Below are 18,918 nucleotides of genomic sequence, written 5' to 3'. Positions count from 1 at the left end.
GAAAATCCATCGCCCCTATCGCTTGTCGAGGTGCGCCTATTTCAGCTTGGGTACCATCACCGGCGCGCCATAGCCCAGCGCCTCCAGCCGCTTTGCCTGGGTGGCCGCATCACCCACCACCACGATGATCATGTGATCGGTGTCCATATAGCTGCGGGCGATCGTCTGGACGGTCGCCTTGTCCAGCGCGGCAAGCTGGGCGTTCTCGATGCGGATCACGTCCGCCGGAAGCCCGTAATCGCCGATGATACCGAGCAGCCGGACCTTGGCACCCAGCGTCTCGAACTCGCGCGCGCGGGACTTGGCCAGCGACCCGCGGGTCAGTTCCAGGTCCGCGTCGGTAAAGGTCTTGCCATAATCGCGGACGATGTCGCGCATCAGAGTCGCCGCCTCCAGCGTGACATTGGCGCGCACCGGGCTCGCGACGCTGAACCGCCCGCCCGTGGCCATGCCCTCGAATGCCGAGCGCACGCCATAGGTATAGCCCTTGCCCTCGCGCAATTCCTGCGTCAGCCGCGATGCGAAGCCGCCGCCGCCCAGGATGAAGTTGGCGGCACGGGAACGGAACCAGTCGGGCGCGCCGCGCGCCGGCCCCGGCCGCACCATCAGGATCGACGACTGTTTCGCGCCGGGCACATCGTAGAAATAGACGCGCGTGCGATCGGGTGCGGCAAAGGCGACGCTGCCGGCGGGCGGCAGGGCAGGGCCGGTCCAGCTCCGCGCCAGACCGGCAAAGGCGGTCTGGACATCGGTCTCGCTCACGGCGCCGGCAACCCGGATGCGGGCCGCGCGCGGCGACCAGGTGGCGGCCATGAAGCGCTTGAGATCATCCATTGTCAGCGCGCCGAGCGATGCCGGCGTGCCGCGCGCATCGTTGGCCAGGATGCCGTCGCCATACATGGCCCGACGCGCGGCCATGTCGGCCAGGTAGCTCGGCTCCGCGCGCGACGCCTGCAGACCCGCGACCGTCGATGCCTTGGCCAGAGCGAGTTCGCTCGCGTCCCAGCGAGGCTGGGTCAGCATCTCCTGCACCAGCGCGACCGTCTGCGGGAAGTTTCGCGCCAGCGTCGATACGCTGACCACGCTGCGCTCCTCGCTGACATCGATCGAGACTTCCGCGCCCAGCGACTTCATCGCATTCTCGAACTGCTCGCGCGTCTTCGCCCGGGTGCCGCGGGTCAGCATCTCGCCGACCAGCCACGCCGCTCCGGGCTTTTTGGGATCGTCGCGCAACTGACCGGTGTCGACCGCGATCTCGAACGCCACCACCGGCAGTTCGCGATCCTCGATACCCGACAATGCCATGCCGTTACCCAGCACCGTGTTCCAGATCGCGGGGGTCGCGACTACCGGCGCCGGACCTGCGGGCGGCTCGACGGTGCGGTCGAACGAGGAGGGCGTCCGCGCGACTTCCGCACGGCCGGCATTCTGGTCAACCGGCTTTTCCGCGCCCTGGACGATCGCTTCTTCGACCACGGTCGCGGTGGCTGCGTTGCTGAGCGCCAGCCTGGGCTGATCCTTCGGCACGAAACCGACCTCGAGCCGTGGCTTGGCGCCGACATAGCGGTCGAAGGCGCGCATCACATCGTCCACGGTGACGGCGCGCAGTTGTGCCAGTTCGACCTCCGCCTGATCGGGCCGGCGGCGAATGGTCTCGGACTCCGCGATCGTCTCGACCTTGCCGAGCACGCTGCCGATGCGGTCATAGAGTTGCGATTCGCGCACCGCCTTCAGCCGTTCGAGCCGCTCCGGGCTGAGCCCCTCCTTGCGGAACCGGGCCAGGCCGGTATCGATCGCGCCGACCACCCGGTCGAGCGGGATGCCGTCGAACGCGCGGACCTGCAGCATCGCGACGCCGGCCATCTGTTCGTCCCAGACATTGCCGTCGACTTCGTCGCTGACCTTGGTCTCCTCCACTACGCTGCGATAGACCGGGCCGTCGGGACCCTGGGTCAGTGCGTCGAGCAGCAGTTCGACCGCAGCATCCTCCGGCGCGCCTTCGGGCACGGTCGGCCACAGCAACGTGACCTGCGGCAGGGTGGCGAAGGCGTCGAGGTGCATCAGCCGCTTGGTGGCGGTCAGCGTCGCGCCGCGCGGCTGTGGCACCTCCACCGGCGCGCCGCGCGGGATCTCGCCGAAATATTTCTCGACCCAGGCGCGGGTCTGCTTCGGGTCGATGTCTCCCGAGATCACCAGCGTCGCATTGTTGGGCACGTACCACCGGCGATAGAATTGCCGGACATCGTCGATCGTCGCCGCGCCCAGATCGGCCAGCGATCCGATCGTCGTCCAGCTATAGGGATGGTCGGCGGGATAGAGCGCTGCCTGCGCGATCGGGAAGAGCTGGCCGTAAGGCTGGTTGTCGTAGGACTGGCGCTTCTCGTTCTTGACGACCTCGATCTCCTTGGCGACGACCGCCGGAGTGACCGTGTTGATGAAATAGCCGAGCTTGTCCGCCTCGGCCCACAGCATCTTCTCCAGCGCGTCCTTGGGAGCGGTCTGAAGATACACGGTGTGGTCGAGGTTGGTGTAGCCATTGGCCCCCGATCCGCCGACGCGCGCCGACAATCGGTCGAGCCCGCCGGGTCCGAGATTTTCCGAATTGAGGAAGAACAGATGCTCGAACAGATGCGCGAAGCCGGTGCGCCCGGCCACCTCGCGCGCCGACCCGACATGCGCGACCAGCGCCACCGCCACGACCGGATCGGACCGATCGACATTCATCACCACGCGCAGGCCATTGGCGAGCGTGATCGTCTCGGTCGGGATCAATGTCGATGCCGGTGCGGGCGTCGGTGCCTGCGCTGCCGCAGGTGTTGCCATCACGAGCGCCGCCGCCAGCGCCGCCAAACTCACCGAAACCCGCCCCATCATCACTGCACCCTTCGCCACTATCCGCCGACCCTAGCTTTCGGCCCCCGGACCGTCGAGCCACGGATCGCGGCTCTGCTTTCCTGACGAGATCGGTCGCGGCATCCGGACATGAAGGGGAAGATGCGTGCGTTACCAGTTCCCCTCCCGCTTGCGGGAGGGGCTAGGGGAGGGCCTGTCCCCGTAAAGTCTCGCTAATGTGACAGCCCCTCCCCCAACCCCTCCCGCAAGCGGGAGGGGAGTAAAAGGCGGGGAGTGAGTTACGGCCCGATATCGGCCCCGCCGCTGCGCGCGCGGCGCATCGTGCCGAGGTCGAAGCCGAGCGCCTTGGCGACCCGGTCGTTCCAGCCATAGGGATCGGCGCGCACGATCGCGGTACCGTCGGCGTCCAGCACCGCGGTCTGGTACAGCAGTCGGACCGGGATTTCCTTGGGCAGCTTCACGAAGCTTTCCTTGCCGGTCGCGCGTGCCTTGTTCCATTCGTCCAGCACGCCATTGTCGCGCGCCAGCATCTCGGCAAAGCCCAGCGCGTCGAACACGCGGACACAGCCATGGCTGCGCTGGCGCTGGACCTCGTTGAACACCTGCTTCGCGGGCGTATCGTGCAGATAGATGGCATGCTCGTTGTTCATGTCGAACTTGACCAGGCCCAGCGAGTTTTTCGGGCCCGGCTGCTGGACGATCCAGCCATCCTTCCACACCATGTTGTTCTCGCGCAGATAGGCCGCGCCCTTGCCGGCGATTTCCTTTTCCTGGATCGACCGCGGCACCGTCCAGGTCGGGTTGGCGACCAGGCGGAAGATCGGGGAACCGAGCTGCGGCGTCTCGGTATCGGGTTCGCCGACGATGACCTTGCGCTCGTCGACCACCTTGCCGTCGCGCCAGTAGCGCAGCCGGGCGGTCGCGATGTTCACGTCGATCCGGGTTGCCGGCGGTTCGCGCTCCAGCCAGCGTAGCCGTTCGAGATTGACGGCGATCGCGCGTGCGCGGTCTGCGTCGGACAGGTTGAGGATCTCGATCGCATCGCTGCCGATCAATCCGTCGGGATTGATGCCATAATCGGCCTGCATCCGCTTCACCGCGGCCACCATCGCCGGGCTATAGCTGTGCCCCTGGGCCTGCGCCCGATCGAGATAGTCGAACACGACCAGCTGCTGCGCGATCGCGGGAATGCGCGGATCGGTCGAACCGGGCTTCAGCGGTTCGCCCGAATCCGGGATGACCGGCGTCGCCTGTCCCTGAGGTGCCTGCTTCCCGCGCAGTGCTAGATAGGATTGCGACAGCTTGCGATACCCGTCGTCCTGCGGCGCGAGGCTTTCGAGCCAGGCATCGACCTTTCCGTCCTTCAGCGCCTGCGCCAGTCCGGGCTTCAGGTCGGGGTTCGGCCGCGGGACGGTATAGACCTCGAACAGCTTCTTGGGGTCGGTCGCGCCATGCACCAGCGCCTCGCCATAGGCGAGCGCCGCCTTGGTCAGCGCTGCGTCGTTCAGCGTGTCTATGCCTTGGTCGAGCGGAAGCCGGTCGAGGCCATGTTCGGCGCGCTTGCCGATCACCTCGCGCAGCTGCTTGGCGGTTGTCTCGTTCCACCCTGCCTGTTGTTGCTGCGTGCTTGCGTTCGACTGTCCCGAACTCGAGCTTTCCGTGCTACACGCTGCCAGTGCCATGGAAACTGCCACCAGCGACGAGCCGATCAGACCGAAGCGCACCCGTTTCTCCTCTAATATCAGGCATTAAACGCGGCAGGAGCGATCGGGCTCCGCAGCCGCAACGATTTCTGCCACTGAGGATGACGACGATGGATCGCTTGGCGGGGGTGCCGCATTGATGGACGGCATGACCACCCCACCACCTTCGCCGTTCAGCATCCGCCTGTTCCGCGCCGTCTGGATCGCCAGTCTCTGTTCCAATTTCGGCGGGCTCATCCAGTCGGTCGGCGCGTCGTGGATGATGACCGGGCTCGGCGCCTCGCCACAGATGGTGGCGCTGGTCCAGGCGTCGACCAGCCTGCCGATCATGCTGTTGTCGCTGTGGGCCGGCGCCGTTGCCGACAATCTCGATCGCCGCCGCGTGATGCTGGCGGCGCAAAGCTTCATGCTCCTTGTCTCCGCACTGCTCGCGCTGGGCACCTGGCTGGGCTGGATCACGCCCTGGCTGTTGCTGGTCTTCACCTTCCTGATCGGGTGCGGCACCGCGATCAACGGGCCGGCCTGGCAGGCATCGGTCGGGGACATGGTGCCGCGCAGCGTGCTGCCCAGTGCGGTGGCGATGAACAGCATGGGCTTCAACATCGCGCGCAGCCTGGGTCCGGCGATCGGCGGCCTGATCGTCGCGGCCGCGGGTGCAGCCGCCGCCTTTCTCGCCAATGCGGTCAGCTATGTCGGGCTGATCGCGGTGCTGCTGCGCTGGCAGCCGAACCTGCCGCCGCGGCGGCTTCCCCGCGAAAAGCTGGGCCTCGCGATGGCGGCGGGCATCCGCTATGTCCGGCTGTCCCCGCAGATCCGCGTGGTCCTCCTGCGCGCGGCCGCATTCGGCCTGGCGGCAAGCGCGCTGCCCGCGCTGATGCCGCTGGTGGCGCGCGACCTGATCGGCGGGGGGCCGCTGATCTATGGCGTGCTGCTCGGCGCGTTCGGACTGGGCGCGGTCGGTGGTGCCTTTGCCGGCGCCAAGTTGCGCGGCCGGCTGAGCACCGAGACGATCGTCCGCTACGCCTCGCTCGGCCTCGCAATCGGCGCGGCGGTGACCTCGCTCGGCATCTTCTGGCTGGCGCTGCCAGCGCTGGCGCTTGCCGGCGGCGGGTGGGTCCTGGCGCTGTCGACCTTCAACGTCAGCGTCCAGATGGCGTCGCCGCGCTGGGTCGTCGCGCGTGCGATCGCCTTGTACCAGATGGCGGCGTTCGGCGGCATGGCGACCGGCAGCTGGTTGTTCGGCTCGATCGCCAGCAGCCACGGCGTGGTCGAGGCGCTGCTGGCCGCCGCGGCGGTCCAGCTTGCCGGTATCGCACTCGGGCTCGTCTTCCGGCTGTCGCAGATCAGCGACCTCAATCTCGATCCCCGCAACAGCTGGACCGAGCCCCAGACGGCCGTGCCGGTCGATGCGCGCAGCGGGCCGATCGTGATCACCGTCGAGCATCGCATCGCGCAGACCGACATCACCGCCTTCCTGCGGGTGATGGCCGAGCGCCGGCGGATCCGCAGCCGCGACGGCGCGCGCGAATGGACGCTGCTGCGCGACCTTGCCGAGCCGACCCTCTGGATCGAGCGGTTCCATTTCTCGACCTGGCTCGAATATGTCCGCCACAACGAGCGGCGCACCTATGCCGACGGCGCCAACAGCGACGCGCTCCACGATCTTTGGATTCCCGGCACCGATGCGGTTGTCCATCGCCGGATCGAACGCCAGACCAGTGCCTTCCCGTTCCTGCGCGCGTCGGATGCGCATGAATTCGATCCCGTAACCGATCCGTCGGGCTCGAACTGACGGCGCGCAACTCCGGACGGCCGAAGCAGTTGAACCGCGATGACCGCGCGCAAGACTGTCGCAGCCCCGCCGGCGCCGATGGAGGCGCGTCTCGTCGCGGCATTGCCCGATGACGAAGGCTGGCAGTTCGAGCCCAAATGGGACGGGTTTCGCGCAATCGCGGTTCGCAACGGCAAGGCGATCGACCTGTGGTCGCGATCGGGAAAGCCGCTCGATCGCTATTTCCCCGACATCATGGAGATGCTGGCGGCGCTGCCCTGCAAGTCCTTCACGATCGATGGTGAACTGATCATTCCGCTCGGCGACGCGCTGTCCTTTGCCGCGCTCCAGGCGCGGCTGCATCCCGCCGCGTCGCGTGTGGCGAAGCTGGTCGCGGAGGCGCCGGCGCAATTCATGCTGTTCGATTGTCTGTCGCTCGACGGCAAAAACCTGTCGGGACGGCCTTTGAGCGATCGCCGCGCCGCGCTGGAGGCGTTTCATGCGGAAGCGGGTAGGGGTGACCTGTTATTGTCGCCGGCCAGCCTCGATGTCGCCGACGCGCGGCGCTGGCTGGCGCGCAGTGGCGGCGCGCTGGACGGCGTGATCGCCAAGCGTCTCGACGAGCCCTATCGCTTCGGCGAGCGCGCGATGGCGAAGGTCAAGCAGCTTCGCACCGCCGATTGCGTGGTGGGCGGCTATCGCAGGACCGACAAGGGCGAGGTGGCCTCGTTGTTGCTGGGGCTGTTCGATGACGACGGGCGGCTCGACCATGTCGGCTTCGTGTCCGGCCTGTCGCGATCGACACGTGCTGAACTCGGCCCGATCCTCGAGGCGCATGAGGGCGAACCTGGCTTCACGGGCAAGGCCCCGGGCGGGCCCAGCCGCTGGAACGGCGGCGAGGCGCATCCCTGGATATCGCTGCGGCACGAGCTGGTCACCGAGGTCGAATATGACCAGGTCACCGGCGACCGCTTCCGGCACGGCGCCCGGTTTCATCGCTGGCGCCCCGACAAGGAACCGGCATCCTGTACCTTCGAGCAGCTTGCGCGCGAGCTGCGCCCCGCCGAGCTCGAGACGCTGCTGCGAGCCTGATCGACGGGGCGCTGCGCGGCCGCTCAGTGCTTGAGCGAATCCGGCACCGCGCCGCCATTCTTCTCGAGCTGCTCCATGACCGCCTTGTGCAGCCAGATGTTCATCTCGGCCGACCCGTCCTTCGCGCCGGTATAGCCCAGCTCGGTCGCCAGCGCCTTGCGGTTGTCGAGGCTGGAATCCAGTTCCAGCAGCTTCATCAGGTCTACGATCGAGCTGCGCCAGTTGAGGTCGGTCTTCCCGCGCTTCGCCTCATAGGCCACCAGCGCATTCTCGACATTGACCGGCGCGCCGCCCTGGGCCGCGGACGCTGCCTCGACCTGCTTGTTGACCGTATCCTGGATCATCTCGAAAATGCCCATCATCGCCTCATTGTACGAGTGTATCATGACTGTCGTTGCAGCCTGCGGATGGCTGCACAATGAGCAGGCGAGCCGCTTCGTTCCGGAACGATCCGTCGCTTGCGATGAATTGATGGCACGATTCCATGCCTTTTGCGTTCCGGTGCCATGAATGACGACAAGCGGATCGTGGCCGTAGGCCTGTTGACGAACAGCGACCTTGAACGACTGGGTGCCGGATTCGATCGCGCATTCCCGGTTCAGGAGGGCGACGACTTTGCCGACCTGCTGCATCAGCTCGAGCTGGTCGACTGGGACTCGGGTGCGCCGGCCCGTTCGAAGGGCCGCGAATAAAGCTTCCCTGCCAATGGGATACCGATCGACGCGACCGCGTTGATCGCCCAACCAGGGAGGCCAGATGAACCAGATCGCTCAATCCGCCACGCTGTCCAGGGGCGGCACGTCCTGCGCGCTGACATTCCTGCGTGGCTTCATCGCGAACCCCGAAGCGGTCGGCTCGCCGCTCGCGACCTCGCCCAATACCGTCCGCCGGATGCTAGATCCCGTCGACTGGACGCGGGCCGAGACGGTCGTCGAATTCGGGCCGGGCGTCGGCACCTTCAGCCGCGAGATCCTGCACCGGCTTCCCCGCGCCGCCCGGCTGATCGCGATCGATACCGAAGTCGAGTTCGTCGACCATCTGCGACGGACGATCGACGATCCCCGGCTGGTCGCGGTGCACGGATCGGCGTGCGACGCGAGGCAGGTCGTCGACCGGCTGGGCGGGGGCGGAGCGGACTGCATCGTGTCGGGCATCCCTTTCTCGACGATCGACCCGGTCACGGGCGACGCGATCGTGGCGTGCGCTGCGCAGATGCTGCGCCCGGGCGGCCTGTTCATGGCCTATCAGGTCAAGCGTACGGTGGAGCCGCTGCTGCATCGCCACTTCGCCGAGGTCGAGCGCGCCCGCCAGTGGCTGAACCTTCCACCCTTTCATCTCTGGTGGGCGCGAAAGAGCGCTGACTGACGCGACCGATCGCTAGTCCGTCAGATCCTCGTCCACAAAGATGTTGACGGTGTCAAAATTGCCGATCGCGATCCGCGCCGACCAGGTCGCCGGGTCGCCATCGGCTACAAAGCTGTCAAACGCCGTCCAGCCCGCCGCTCCATGAACCTGTGCCGCCTTGCCTGCCGCGAGGGTGAGGGCAAGGCCGCCGGCGACGTCCCACAGATTGGGTCGCTCGAACCACGCCATGTCGAGCAGTCCGGCCGCCACGAAGGCGCATTCGATTGCCGCAGACCCGGTCTTGCGGCCGTCCCAGCCGCGTGCCGACGATCGCTTCGTCCAGGGTTCGCCGCCCAGGCGTCGGCGGATCGCCGGGTTCGGGCTCGCGTCGATCGGGACGCCGTTGAACCGCAGCGGCGTCCCGGGGCCGGCGTGGTAGACGCCGGGCTCCAGCGCGTGGCTGGTGCTGCACCACAAGGCGCCGACGACCGGCCGGCCGCGATACAGCACCCCGACCGACGAGGCGAACATCGGGAAGCCGTTGATGAAGTTGGCGGTGCCGTCGATCGGATCGACCGCCCACAGGAAATCGCTGCCCAGGCTCGGACGGTGGTCGATTTCCTCGCCGACGATGTCGTGATCGGGAAAACGGTCCGCCAGCCGCTCGCGGATCAGCTCCTCGACCCGCCGGTCGACCTCCGACACCGGGTCGCGGAAATCGCCCTCGCGATCCTCGATGCTCTTGTACTTGATCCGCAGCATGCCGCCGAGCGCCGCGCGGATTTCCGCACCGCCCAACTGCGCGAGCTCGACCGCGACGTCCTCGATCTCCGACAGGAGCTGCGGGTCGAGCATGCTCATGCCCGATCCTCGTTCGGGGTCAGGACGCGGACAGAATTGCCGCGGATGCGCACCGCGACCATGCCGGTCAGATTTTCGTTGGGCGAGCGGTCGTCGAGGCGGAACGGGCGGTCCTTGACCACCAGCCGCACCTCGTTGGCGCGGCATGTTCCGATCGGGCAGGGGGCCGCATCGGGATCCTCGGCCCAGCGGCCCAGCATCTCGCGCTGGTCCGGCGTGACCAGGACGATATCGAGCATTCCGTCATCGGGCGGCGCATCGCCCGCCAGCGCCAGCCGCGCCCCGACATAGCGAAGGTTCATCACCTCGATCATCAGGCACTCACCCTGCCAGGACCAGTCGTCGGTCTCGATCCGGCAGGCAAAGGGTTCGGCATCGCCCAGCGCTTGGCGGAACGCCTTTCGGCCATTGGCGCGCTTTTCCTCGGGCGTGTCGGGCTCGTCATCGACCTGCTCGAACGAGTCGGTCAGTACGCCCGACCCGATCGCCTCGACGAAGCATCGCAGACCCCAGGGGCCGTCGGCTTCGCACCGGTCGAGCCGGGTCCAGCGGTCGATCGACCAGCGATGGGGAATGTCGCGCCAGTCGCCATCGACGCGCAGCGAATTGGCGATGTTGTTCGATCCGCCCATCGGCAGGATCCCGATAGGTCGCTCGACCGCCTCCAGCTTCGACACGACATCGGCGACGGTCCCGTCGCCGCCCGCCGCGACGATCAGGTCGAACGGTCTGGCAAGCGCCTCGGCAAGGTCGTCCTCGCCGTGCGAGCAATAGGCGGTCTCGATCCCCGCCTCGCGCAGCACCGCCTCGATCTCGGCCCGCGGAACGGGGTCGGTGCCGGCATTGTCATTGTGGACGAGGAGGGCGCGCATCGGGGCTCCGGATTGCGGATGGTCGATGCCAATGCCTCGCCGCCGCGTTCCGTTCCGTCGGCATCAGCGCGCGGTGCGCTTCGCCTCCGCCGCCTCGACGATGCGCAGGACATTGCCGCCCCACATCTTGGCGAGATCTTCGTCCGAATAGCCTGCGCGGCGCAGCATTTCGGTGACCTTGGGGAGGGCAGAGATATCCTCCATCCCCCTGATCCCGCCACCGCCGTCCCAGTCGGCACCGAAGCAGACGTGGTCGACGCCAGCCACCTCGATCACGTGCAGCACCATCGCCATATACCGCTCGAAATCACTGTCCCACAGCGGCGCCGTCGCATCGAGTTCGCGCCAGCGCCGCGCGAGCGCGGCCTGCTCTGCGGGCGGCAATTCGCCGATCCGCTCATAGCGATCGAACAGTTCGCCCCGCTCGCCCGCAAGGTTCAGCTTCGACATGTAGATGGTGCTGACGCAGATCGCGCCGCCCTGTGCCGCCAGCTTGCGGATGCGATCATCGTCCAGGTTGCGCGGATGGTCGAACGCCTGGCGCGCGCTGGTGTGCGACAGCAGGATCGGCGTGGTCGAGAGGGTGAGCAACTGGTCGAGCGTCTGGTCCGACGCGTGGCTGGCGTCGATCACGATGCCCAGCCGGTTCGCCTCCGCTACCCATTGCCGCCCGAGCGGGCTCAGCCCGTTCCAGCGGGGCTTGTCCTCCGAAGAGTCAGCGAACTGGTTGTTACGGCTGTGCACCGGACCGGCAAGGCGGACGCCGCGATCGTAGAAGTCGCGCAGCAGCGAGACATCCTCGCCCAGGGGATAGCTGTTCTCGATGCTCTTGAAGCCGATCAGCTTTCCCTCGCGGTTCAGCCGGCGCGCATCTGCTGCCGTCCGGGCTGGTCCGATCCGGGTGGGGAAGGCGGCCAGCGTGCGATCGATCAGGTCGGATCGCGCGCGGGCGTGCGCCAGCGCGGCGGCATAGCCCTGGGGCGTCAGCGGCCCCTGATCCGTGAAGATGACGAAGAACCCGCCGTCCAGCGCGCCGTCCTCCATCCGGGCCATATCGACCTGGACGAGATCGGTCGCTGGGTCATGGCGCTCGCCGAAGCTCCAGCCGGGCCGGGCGAAATGGGTCGGCGTATCGAGATGGGTGTCGAGGGTCAGGAAGCCGGCATGCGGTGTCGGGCCGGCGGGACGCGTCGACGTCGCGCATCCCGCCAGCAGCAAGGCGGCCAGCGGGACGAGCGCGCCGCGGGTCACTTGGCCGCCACCGGCGCAAAGTCGAGATCGTGATAGTCATAGCTGAAGTCGGCCAGCGGACTGACCGCCTTCATCGTCACCCGTGACACCTTGCCGTCGGCGTCGAGCGCGAAGGTGACATAGGCGGGCTCGATCGATGTATCGTCGAACCTGGTCACGAAAGTGTCGTACTGCCAATGCTCCAGCCGGCCGGCCATGCGCGGGGTCGACTTGAAGTCGATCGTCAGGCCGTTTGCGGCATTTCCGACGACGATGTTGCCATACCAGGGATCCTTGTAGGTTCCGGCGTAGCGATCGAGGCCGAGCGACGGACCGACCTTGGCCGGGGACGCCTGGCGCTGCGCCAGTGCCGCCTTCCCGCCCGCGATCCGCTGTTCCATGAACGCCGCCCAGCGGGTCGGCCAGTCATGGTTCGGCAGGTCGAGATAATGGTCGAGCAGTTCGTACATCAGCCCGCGCATGAACCCGCTTTCCTCGGAATTCATCACGATCGCGAAGCCGACATCCTGATCGGGCAGCAGCACGACCATGGTGATCGAACCGAACACGCCGCCTGCGTGCGAGATCATCCGGGCGCCGCGATAGTCCGAGATATTCCAACCAAGCGCGTAACTGTTGAACTTCGGCATCGCCAGCGCCAGCGGCTCGGGAAGCTGCGGGATCGGCATCGGGATCACCGGCTTCCACATCTCCAGTGCGGACGCCTCGCTGAACAGCTGGCCTCCACTGGGAAGCTTGCCGTGGCGCAGTTGGATCTGGAGCCAACGGGCGAGATCGGTCGCGCTGAGCGCCAGGCCGCCGGCCGGCGCCGCGTTGCGGCCCAACTCGGCGCGTTCGTCGAGCACCTGCTGGTCGCCGTCCCCGCGCAGCGCGCCGCCCAGGCGCGCATGCGGGTGCGACCGGTCGGGCCGGGAGAAGCGCACGTCGCTGTCGGCGGTCGCATCGGTCATGCCGCCGAGGCGCAGCACATTCTCGACCATGAACCGCTCCCAACTCTTGCCGCTGACTTCCTCGATCAGCTGGCCGGCGACCATGTAAAGGATGTTGTCATAGGCATAGGAAGCACGAAAGCTGGTCGCGGGCTTGATGAAGGCGAGGCGGCGGACCGATTCCTTGCGCGACAGGTCGCTGCGCGGCACGAACAGCAGGTCGCCTGCGCCCAGGCCCAGGCCGCTGCGATGGACCAGCAGGTCGCGCACGGTCATCTCGCGCGTGACATAGGGGTCGTACATCCGGAACCACGGCATATGGTCGATCACCCGGTCGTCCCAAGCGATCTTGCCCTGGTCGACCAGCATGGCGAGCGCGGTGGCGGTGAACGCCTTGCCGGTCGATCCGGTCTGGAACAGCGTATGCGGCCCAACCGGCGCCGACGCGCCGAGCTTGCGCACGCCCCAGCCGCGGATCATCGTCGTCTTGCCCTTTTCGACGATCGCGATCGCAACGCCGGGCGCGCCGGTCTGCTTGCGCAGGCTCTCGACTCGCTCGACAAAGCCCTTGGGCGGGTCGGCCGCCGCCGGCGTCGCGATCAGGACGAGCAACGCAGCGGGCAGGAAACGCATCATCATCAGGCGAGGTCTCCGGGGAGGGGAGGGGTGGTGCCGCGGAACAGCCGGAACAGCCCGATCGTCAGCAGCGGCAGGACGAACACGATCAGGAACAGGGCGGCGAGCAGCCGGTATCCGCTGCCGATCAGTGCGACGAGGCCGATCCGGTCGGCGACGAAGACACACAGCAGCAGCAACAGCCCGGAGATGATGGCACGCGCGCCGGTGCCGAGGTCATGACCGCGCCGCGCGCGCACGACGCCCGAGATGCGCTCGTTGATCGCGTGCACCGAACCCGCGCCGCTTTCGAGCAGCGCCAGGAAGATCATCAGCTGGAACGCCCAGTGGAAGAGCGGCATGTCGAGCTGGCGCAGCAGGAAGTCCGACGGCAGCGTCTCCGATCCGATCGCCGGGTAGAAAGCCACCATGCACACGAAGAACAGGATCGCTGGCAGCATCGTCAGCGGTCCGGCGATCAGCCCGGCGATGACCGCATCGCGCTGGCTGGTCAGGTGGCGCAGCACCGGCAGGATCACCACGGCGCCGACGATGTTGTAGCTGGCGTAGGTCAGACCGCCGGTCGCCCAGCCGTCGCTGGGTGCCGGGGTTGCGAAGCCTGCGGCGATCCGGTCGCCGAAGCTGAACAGACCGAAGATCAGCAGCAGCGCATAGACGGCGTAGAGCAGGATCGAGACATATTTGAACACCCGCTCGACCGCATTGCTGCCCAGCGCAGCGACGATCACGATCGATATCGCGAGCAAGGCGGAGCCGATGATCGCCGGCCAGCCGAACATCGCGGTGCCGATCGCGCCGGCTGCGGCGCCGAACACGGCCAGGATCAGCACGACGAACAGGATATAGGCGCCCTCGAACACCAGCCAGGCCGGGCCGAGCAGCGACTTGAAGAAGGCGCGATAGTCGTACGCCCCGACCTTCCGGGCATAGGCGAAGGTGACCACCGCGACGACGCTCCACACCAGCATCGCGAAGATCATGCCGGCGATGCCGCCCCAAGGGCCGCTTGCCAGGAAATATTCGGCCAGTTCGCGGCCGGTGGCATAGCCGCCCCCGATGATCACTGCCTTCAGCGCGAAGCCGGGCAGCAGGAAGCGCTGGAACCAGCTGGATCCGGTGGCGCCCCCAGCGGCGTTCATGCGGAGAGACAGTTCGCGACCAGCGCGTCGAAGCCGGCACCCTGGCGGACCGGATCGCCCACGGGCAATCCCAGCCGCTCGCTCTCGCGCGCCATCAGTGCGATTGCCTCGGCCTCGTCCAGGTGCGACGTGTTGAAGCTGAACCCGCCGCAGCGGATCGCCGGGTTGGTGCGGCGTCCCAGGCGTATCGTGAGGTCGACGATCTCCTCCACCGCAGGCACGGTGAAGCCGGCGGTGCCCAGCATTTCGTCGCGGCCGGGCTCGTGACAGACGACGAACACGTCCGGCTGGCTGCCATGGAGCAGGCCGAGCGATACGGCGGCAAAGCCGGGATGGGCGATCGATCCCTGGCCCTCGATCACGTCCCAATGATCGGGCGCGGCGTCGGGCGAGACCAGCTCCGCGGCGCCCGCCTCGAAATCGGACACCACGGCATCCATCGGCATGCCGCCGCCGGCGATCATGATCCCGGTCTGGCCTGTCGCGCGGAAGTCGACATCGACGCCGCGCGCGGCGAACGCCCGCGCCAATGCCAGCGCGGTATATTTCTTGCCGAGCGCACAATCGGTGCCGACGGTGAGCAGCCGCTTGCCGCTGCGCTTTCGCCCGGTGCCGATCGGGATCGATGCGGGCGGCTTGCGGATGTCGATCAACTGCCGGCCCAGCCGCTGCGCCGCCTCGGCCAGTTCCGGCACGTCGCCCAGCCGGACGTGCATGCCGCTGACGATGTCGAGGCCGGCTTCCAGCGCCTCGACCAGCGCCGGCCGCCACGCCGGGGGAATGATCCCGCCGGCATTGGCCACGCCGATGACGAGCGCCCGGGCGCCGGCGGCGACCGCCTCGGCAGGCCTCATCCGCGCAAGGCCGGTCGTCACCGTCGCTTCGGGCAATGCAAATTCACCGACGCACTTGTCGCCCGCCCAGTCCCGCAACCCCTGCGCCGTCTTGGCGAAGCCGGCGATGGTCGTGTCGCCGAGGAACAGCAGATAGGGTTGGGGAAGCAGCAGGGTGCCGGTTTCGGGGACGACGTGCGCGTTCATCGGATCAGGGCCCACAGGTCAGAAGCGGAGGTCGAACGCGACACCGACCGTGCGCGGCTGGAGCGGGTTGATGCTGATATAGCTGGGTCGATTGAGGCCGTCGGTCAGGATTGCCCGCACAAGCTCGCCCTTGTTGTTGAACAGGTTGCGGGCATAGGCGCGGACGCTCCAATTGTCGCCGATATTGATCGCGCCGTTCAGGTCGACCGACGTATAGGGCCGAGCGCTCGCGTTCAACGGATCGCTCTCGACCAGCGAGAAGCGACTGCCGGCGTGGCGGATGCCGATGCCGAGATCGCTGGTCAGGTTGCCGCCCAGGTCGAACCGATAATCCGCGCGCGCCGATCCGCTGAACTCCGGAACGGAGGGAAGGCGGTCACCGTCCACGCCGCTAATCTCCGGCGCGTCATCGGTCAGCCTGGCATCGGTATAGGACCCGTTGAAGGTCAGCGTCAGGCCGCGGACCGGACGGAACAGCAGCGATCCCTCGATCCCCTTGCTGACCGCGCCGCCGCCATTGGCCTGGCCCGACACGCCGCCGAACGCGCGGACCACCTGGATATCGTTCCAGTCCATGTAGAACAGCGCGACGTCGATCGACACGGCGCGGTCGGCCAGATCGGCCTTGAAGCCGACCTCGTAATTGGTCAGCGTGTCCGATCCGACCGTTGGCGGCACGTTCGGGACGACCACGTTCGGACCGCCGGGACGATAGCCCGACGCGACACGAGCGTAGAGCATCGCGGTGTCGGTCACATGGAATTGCGGGCTGACGCTGAAGGTGAACACGTCCTCCTTCGAGGCGCCCGGGTTGTTGGCCTGCGGCACGATCGCGCCTTCACTGATCTGGCGGAAGGTCTGTTCGTTGCGAGCCCAGCGCACGCCGCCGGTCAGCTCGAACCGCTCGCCGAAGCGCAGGGTCGCGTTCGCGAAGGCAGCATATTCCTTGTAGTTCGCCGGGAGGGCGATGGTCGCCAACGGATCGAGCGCCGGGATCACGTTGCCCATCATGTCATAGGAGCGGACCAGCTGATTGTTGGTACTGTCCTCGTTGGTGTAGAAGCCGCCGATCAGCCATTCGAACGTCCCGCCGCTCTGCGAGGCGAGCCGGACTTCCTGGGTGAACTTCTCGAGGCCCAAGTCGATCGTGAACGGCGTGATGCCGGGCGGGAGCGCGCCGCCGGTCAGCTCGGGGAACACGGCGCCGAACGAATAGCTGGCATCCTGCAACTGCATCGCGTTGCGCGTGCTGTAGGTGGTCGCCGACGTCAGGCTGACGGGACCGAAATCATAGTCGACCGTCGCCGCATAATATTCGATGTCGGTCGTGAATTTCTCGGCGATGTAGTTGTTGTTCGACTGTCCGTCGCTCAGCCTTTTGCCGGTAAGGTCTGCGGCGTAGAGGCCATTGCCGTCGGCATCGATCGACTGCCACATGCCGCTCAGCCGGATGCTGAGGTCGTCGGTCGGCTGGAACAACATGCTGACCCGGCCGCTGATCTGCTCATAGCTGTTCTGATCGTTCAGCGCCGCGTTGTTGACACTGTTCACGAAGCCAGGGGTCTTGCGCCAGGCGAAGCTGCCGGTGACGCCGAGCACGCCCTGGACCAAAGGTGCATTGACCATCGTCTGTCCGGCCCAGCCGGGATGTTCCGCACCGTCGATGAAGAACAGCTCGCCGCCGCCGCGGACGCTGAAGTCCGAGGTGCTCGGCGCGACGGTGACATATTTGACGAGACCGCCGATCGAGCTGGCGCCGTACAGCGTGCCCTGGGGACCGCGCAGCACTTCGACCCGCTCGACGTCATAGGGCAGCAGGTCGAGCGAGAAGACGCCGGCGCGGTTATAGATGCTGCTCGATCCGACGGGGGCATCGTCGAGATAGATGCCGACGGTCTGCGCCGCGGACAGCGGGGCGACGCCGCGAAGCGTGATGGTCGACTGACCCGGGGTGCCGGCGCTGCTGACCTGCATGCCGGGTACGTACCCGGCATAGTCGGTCAGCGAGGCGGCGCCCTGTTGCTGGAGATCGTCGCCCGTCACGACGCTGATCGAGATCGGAACGTCCTGGAGATTCTGTTCGCGCTTCTGCGCGGTCACGACGATCTCGTCGGTATCGCGGACCGAGTCCTCGGCCGTCTGCGCATGGACGGCAAGCGGGAAGGCGAGGGCGCCCATTGCGGTGGAAATCGCCAGTGCGGCGCGAAACATATGGCCGGTCTTCGTCATCGTCATCTCCCCCTAGAGATTGCGAAAGGTTATCCGCCCCAGGTCTGGGCGAGGAGGCGGCGGAAATTGCCGCCGAGCACAGCCGCGATATTCTTGTCCGAATAGTTGCGGCGGATCAGTTCTTCGGTGAGGTCGTAGATCTTCATCGGATGATCGAACCCGTCGGTGTCGATCTTGTCGCGAAAGCCGTAGCTCGACTTGTAGGACGCCTTGAGCAGGGCATAGGCCTCCGGCTCCATGTCGTCATAGCCGTTCAGGTCGGCGTCGGTGCCGACCCCGACATGCTCGATCCCGACCAGCTTGGCGACATGATCGACATGGTCGGCGATGTGGCTGATGCCGGTGGGCTCGCGGTCGCGCACGAACATGCGCACGCCGGTGATCCCCATCACGCCGCCCTTCGCCGCCAGCGCCTTGATTGCCTCGTCGCTCTTCAGCCGGGGATGATCGACCAGCGCGCGGCAATTGCTGTGGGTGATCGCGATCGGCTTGGGCGACAGGGCGATCGCATCCAGCGTGGTGCGCGGGCCGCAATGCGACACGTCGACCAGCATTCCGACCTTGTTCATCGCCTCGATGATCGCCACGCCGAAATCGGTGACGCCGCCATCGACCCGCTCGGTCGATCCCGATCCCAGAAGGTTCTGCGCATTATAGGTCAGCTGGGAACAGCGCTGGCCGATCTGGTAGAACAGCTTCACATCGTCGGGCGTGCGGAAATGCTCGGAATTCTGCACGCCGAGGATGACCGCGACCTTGCCCTGGGCCTTTGCCTTGTCGAGGTCTGCGGCCTTGTCCACCAGGGTGAAGACATCCGGGTTGCGCGAGCAATAGCCGAGCGACTGGCCCATGAAGGCGAGCGCATCGGCATGGGCGCTGGGCCCGCCGATGCCATAGGAATGGTGCATCCCGGTGATGCCCCCAGCCTTGAAGTCGGCGCGGTCCTGCGGCGTCATCGGGGCGGCGTAGAAGTCGGGGGTCAGCGTGATCTTCAGCACGCCGAGCATGTCGATCACCAGCGACTGGTGCACCAGATCGACTGTCCGTTTCGAATAGGTTTTGGGCGACGCGGCATTGAGCCGATAGGCGCCGCTATTGATCATCGGGAAGGCCGCGGCAGCACTTGCTGCCGCGCCGCCGAGCATCCGACGACGCGATATCACCGGCAATGTTGTCATCGCCTTGCTCCCTGTTCGGA

The 18,918-nt window shown here is 66.9% G+C and carries 15 protein-coding genes; 4 read left to right on the top strand and 11 right to left on the bottom strand.

The genetic code is table 11. From position 1 onward, the window contains the following. Positions 1-36: 36 nt before the first annotated feature. Together ACZ1H8_RS00610 and ACZ1H8_RS00605 are read right to left on the bottom strand one after the other, a co-directional pair. Positions 37-2,892, bottom strand: coding sequence for a M16 family metallopeptidase (locus ACZ1H8_RS00610; RefSeq protein WP_465179469.1), 2,856 nt, complete (start codon positions 2,890-2,892; stop codon positions 37-39). Between the two features lie 239 nt (positions 2,893-3,131). Further along, the gene (locus tag ACZ1H8_RS00605; protein WP_465179468.1) at positions 3,132-4,577 is read right to left on the bottom strand and encodes a L,D-transpeptidase family protein; all 1,446 of its coding nucleotides are present in this window, start codon (positions 4,575-4,577) and stop codon (positions 3,132-3,134) included. A gap of 127 nt (positions 4,578-4,704) precedes the next feature. Here ACZ1H8_RS00605 and ACZ1H8_RS00600 point away from each other — a divergent pair, with 127 nt between their 5' ends. After that, positions 4,705-6,348 (top strand): MFS transporter, encoded by a 1,644-nt coding sequence (locus ACZ1H8_RS00600; protein ID WP_465179467.1) that lies wholly within the window; start codon positions 4,705-4,707, stop codon positions 6,346-6,348. Positions 6,349-6,387: 39 nt separating this feature from the next. Next, positions 6,388-7,419 carry an ATP-dependent DNA ligase gene (locus tag ACZ1H8_RS00595; protein WP_465179466.1) on the top strand — a complete coding sequence of 344 codons (1,032 nt, stop codon included), beginning with the start codon at positions 6,388-6,390 and terminating at the stop codon, positions 7,417-7,419. A gap of 23 nt (positions 7,420-7,442) precedes the next feature. On the opposite strand, the gene ACZ1H8_RS00590 is transcribed toward ACZ1H8_RS00595, so the two are convergent. Next, positions 7,443-7,805: a DUF3597 domain-containing protein gene (locus tag ACZ1H8_RS00590; protein ID WP_465179465.1), complete on the bottom strand. Its 363-nt coding sequence runs from the start codon at positions 7,803-7,805 to the stop codon at positions 7,443-7,445. Positions 7,806-7,925: 120 nt separating this feature from the next. Between ACZ1H8_RS00590 and ACZ1H8_RS00585 the strand changes: the two genes are divergently transcribed. Together ACZ1H8_RS00585 and ACZ1H8_RS00580 are read left to right on the top strand one after the other, a co-directional pair. Beyond that, positions 7,926-8,111: a hypothetical protein gene (locus tag ACZ1H8_RS00585; RefSeq protein ID WP_181402174.1), complete on the top strand. Its 186-nt coding sequence runs from the start codon at positions 7,926-7,928 to the stop codon at positions 8,109-8,111. A 64-nt stretch (positions 8,112-8,175) separates the two neighbouring features. Then, a complete protein-coding gene (locus ACZ1H8_RS00580) occupies positions 8,176-8,784 on the top strand; it encodes a class I SAM-dependent methyltransferase (protein WP_465179464.1) in 609 nt (202 codons plus the stop codon). Between the two features lie 12 nt (positions 8,785-8,796). Here ACZ1H8_RS00580 and ACZ1H8_RS00575 read toward each other — a convergent pair whose 3' ends face one another. From ACZ1H8_RS00575 to ACZ1H8_RS00540, 8 genes are all read right to left on the bottom strand, one after another. Next, complete coding sequence (locus ACZ1H8_RS00575) at positions 8,797-9,624, bottom strand: inositol monophosphatase family protein (protein WP_465179463.1); 828 nt, start codon at positions 9,622-9,624, stop codon at positions 8,797-8,799. Then, entirely contained in the window at positions 9,621-10,496 is an 876-nt protein-coding gene (locus ACZ1H8_RS00570) for a diacylglycerol/lipid kinase family protein (RefSeq protein ID WP_465179462.1), read from the bottom strand. The genes ACZ1H8_RS00575 and ACZ1H8_RS00570 overlap by 4 nt, the downstream gene beginning before the upstream one ends. 63 nt (positions 10,497-10,559) lie before the next feature. Next, complete coding sequence (locus tag ACZ1H8_RS00565) at positions 10,560-11,747, bottom strand: dipeptidase (RefSeq protein ID WP_465179461.1); 1,188 nt, start codon at positions 11,745-11,747, stop codon at positions 10,560-10,562. Continuing rightward, the gene (locus ACZ1H8_RS00560) at positions 11,744-13,315 is read right to left on the bottom strand and encodes a serine hydrolase (RefSeq protein WP_465179460.1); all 1,572 of its coding nucleotides are present in this window, start codon (positions 13,313-13,315) and stop codon (positions 11,744-11,746) included. The genes ACZ1H8_RS00565 and ACZ1H8_RS00560 overlap by 4 nt, the downstream gene beginning before the upstream one ends. Then, positions 13,315-14,451: a YkvI family membrane protein gene (locus ACZ1H8_RS00555; RefSeq protein ID WP_465179459.1), complete on the bottom strand. Its 1,137-nt coding sequence runs from the start codon at positions 14,449-14,451 to the stop codon at positions 13,315-13,317. Before ACZ1H8_RS00555 ends, ACZ1H8_RS00560 begins: the two co-directional genes overlap by 1 nt. Beyond that, positions 14,448-15,491, bottom strand: coding sequence for a DUF1611 domain-containing protein (locus ACZ1H8_RS00550; protein WP_465179458.1), 1,044 nt, complete (start codon positions 15,489-15,491; stop codon positions 14,448-14,450). Before ACZ1H8_RS00550 ends, ACZ1H8_RS00555 begins: the two co-directional genes overlap by 4 nt. Before the next feature lie 18 nt (positions 15,492-15,509). Then, positions 15,510-17,720 carry a TonB-dependent receptor gene (locus ACZ1H8_RS00545; protein ID WP_465179457.1) on the bottom strand — a complete coding sequence of 737 codons (2,211 nt, stop codon included), beginning with the start codon at positions 17,718-17,720 and terminating at the stop codon, positions 15,510-15,512. A 29-nt stretch (positions 17,721-17,749) separates the two neighbouring features. Beyond that, positions 17,750-18,898: a dipeptidase gene (locus tag ACZ1H8_RS00540; RefSeq protein ID WP_465179456.1), complete on the bottom strand. Its 1,149-nt coding sequence runs from the start codon at positions 18,896-18,898 to the stop codon at positions 17,750-17,752. Positions 18,899-18,918 lie beyond the last annotated feature (20 nt).

Source organism: Sphingomonas sp. BL-S-25 (assembly GCF_055521555.1).
Note: the sequence above shows the minus strand (reverse complement) of the source record. Positions and strands in the feature narration are given on the sequence as shown.